Source organism: Methylobacterium hispanicum (genome assembly GCF_022179285.1).
In the GTDB taxonomy this organism is placed as follows: domain Bacteria; phylum Pseudomonadota; class Alphaproteobacteria; order Rhizobiales; family Beijerinckiaceae; genus Methylobacterium; species Methylobacterium hispanicum.
Window position 1 is genome coordinate 1 of the sequence record NZ_BPQO01000073.1, and the last position, 2311, is coordinate 2311.

Genomic DNA, 2311 nt, shown 5'->3' on the forward strand with positions numbered 1-2311 from the left:
AGCAGGTTCTGGCCGTAATTCGTCTTGGCGAAGAGCTCGCCCCGCGCCACCAGCTGCTCGCGCCCGATGAAGCCCTGCAGGTAGGCGATCTCCTCCAGGCAGGCCACCTGCAGGCCCTGCCGGTGCTGGATCGTGCGCACGAACTCGGAGGCCTCGAGCAGGCTGTCGTGTGTGCCGGTGTCGAGCCAGGCGTAGCCCCGGCTCATCCGCTCGACGTGGAGCTGGCCGCGCTCCAGATAGGCCTCGTTGACGCTCGTGATCTCCAGCTCGCCGCGGGGCGAGGGCTTCACGTCGGCGGCGATGTCGAGCACTTGGTTGTCGTAGAAGTACAGGCCCGTGACCGCCCAGGTGGATTCGGGCTCCGATGGCTTCTCGACGAGGCGCAGCGGCCGGCCCGCCCGATCGAGGGTGACCACGCCGTAGGCCTGCGGGTTCTCGACATGGTAGGCGAACACGGTCGCGCCGGCCTTGCGGGCGGCGGCGCGCTCCAGCATCTCGCCCATGCCCGCGCCGAAGAACAGGTTGTCGCCCAGGATTAGCGCGACGTCGTCCGCGCCGACGAAGTCGCGCCCGATGATGAAGGCCTGGGCGAGGCCCTCGGGCCGGGGCTGCACGGCGTAGGAGAAGGTCAGGCCGAACTGCTCGCCGGTGCCGAACAGGCGCTGGTAGTTGCCGAGGTGCTCAGGGCTCGAGATGATCAGGATGTTCCGGATTCCGGCGAGCATCAGCACCGACACGGGGTAGTAGATCATCGGCTTGTCGTAGACCGGCAGGAGCTGCTTGTTGATCGACAGCGTCGCCGGGTGCAGCCGCGTGCCGGAACCTCCGGCCAGAACGATCCCCTTCATCCTCAAACTCCGGTGCCGACCGGGCCGACGAGCCGGTCGAGAATGTCGTCGAGCGCCGCCTGCCAGGGGCGCATGGTGATGCCGTAGGCCTGGGCCAGCGTCTCGGTCGAGAGGACCGAGTTGGCGGGTCGCCGCGCCGGTGTCGGGTAGGCCGAGGTCGGGATGCCCGACACGGGCACGCTCCGGCCGCCGCGCCGGGCCGCACCCGCCACGATGGCCTCGGCGAAGCCGTGCCACGTGGTCTCGCCCGCGTTGACGCAGTGGAACGTGCCGGTCGGCGCCGACGCATCCGCGACGAGGCGCAGGGTCACGGTCTTCAGCGCCGCGGCGAGGTCGGCGGCCGAGGTCGGGCAGCCGTGCTGGTCGGCGACGACGTTGAGGCCGTCGCGCTCGGCGGAGAGCCGAAGCATGGTCTTCACGAAGTTCGCCCGGTGCGGGCTCACCACCCAGGCGGTGCGCAGGATGGCGTGGCGCGGGTTGGCGGTGCGCACGGCCAGTTCGCCGGCCGCCTTGCTGGCACCGTAGACGCTCTGCGGGTCGATCGGGTCGTCCGGCCAGTAGGGGCCGGGGGTCTCCCCGTCGAAGACGTAGTCGGTCGAGACGTGGACGAGCGGGATCCCGGCCCGCGCCGTCTCCGCGGCGAGGTAGGCGGGCGCCAGCGCGTTGAGCCGCCAGGCCTCGGCCACCGCGCTCTCGGCCTTGTCCACCGCCGTGTAGGCGGCCGTGTTGATCACCGCGCCGTAGGCCCGCTCCGCGAAGGCCGCCGCGAGAGCGCTCTCATCGGTGATGTCGAGGGCGTCGCGGCCGGGCGCGTGCAGGCGCACGTCCTCGGGCCAGCCGAGCGCCCGGAGTTCCGTGCCGACCTGGCCGGCGCCGCCGAGGAGGAGGATGTCCAAGCGCGCACTCATGCTTCAGCTGGCCTTCTGGAGGCCGAGGCGCTCGCCGGTGTAGCGGCCCTCGCGGATCGGGCGCCACCAGGCCTCGTTGGCGAGGTACCAGCGGACCGTCTCCTCCAGCGCTTCTTCGAACACCTTGGTCGGCCGCCAGCCGAGCTCGGCCTCCGCCTTGGACGGATCGATCGCGTAGCGCCGGTCGTGGCCCGGACGATCGGCCACGAACGTGATCAGCCGCGCGTGCGGCGCACCCTCCGGCCGCAGCCGGTCGAAGGACGCGCACAGGGCCTCGACCACCGCGAGGTTGTTGCGCACGGCGCGTCCCCCCAGCAGGTAGGTCTCGCCGATCCGCCCCCGCTCCAGCACCGCCACCAGACCCCTGGCGTGATCCTCTACGTGGATCCAGTCGCGCTCGTTCAGGCCGTCGCCGTAGACCGGCAGCGGCCGACCCTCCAGCGCGTTCAGGATCATCAGCGGGATCAGCTTCTCGGGGAAGTGGCGCGGGCCGTAGTTGTTCGAGCAGTTCGTCACCAGCACCGGCAGGCCGTAGGTCTCGTGCCATGCGCGCGC

General features: G+C 71.2%; 3 protein-coding genes. All 3 read right to left on the minus strand.

The window, feature by feature from the left end; translation table 11 throughout:
- A partial coding sequence (rfbA, locus tag MFF56_RS31740; protein ID WP_238232183.1) for a glucose-1-phosphate thymidylyltransferase RfbA occupies nt 1–848 on the minus strand: 848 nt, incomplete at its 3' end.
- A gap of 2 nt (nt 849–850) precedes the next feature.
- The gene (rfbD, locus tag MFF56_RS31745) at nt 851–1744 is read right to left on the minus strand and encodes a dTDP-4-dehydrorhamnose reductase (protein ID WP_238232186.1); all 894 of its coding nucleotides are present in this window, start codon (nt 1742–1744) and stop codon (nt 851–853) included.
- Between the two features lie 15 nt (nt 1745–1759).
- Nucleotides 1760–2311: dTDP-glucose 4,6-dehydratase (locus MFF56_RS31750; RefSeq protein WP_238232188.1), on the minus strand; the 552-nt coding region annotated here is incomplete at its 5' end.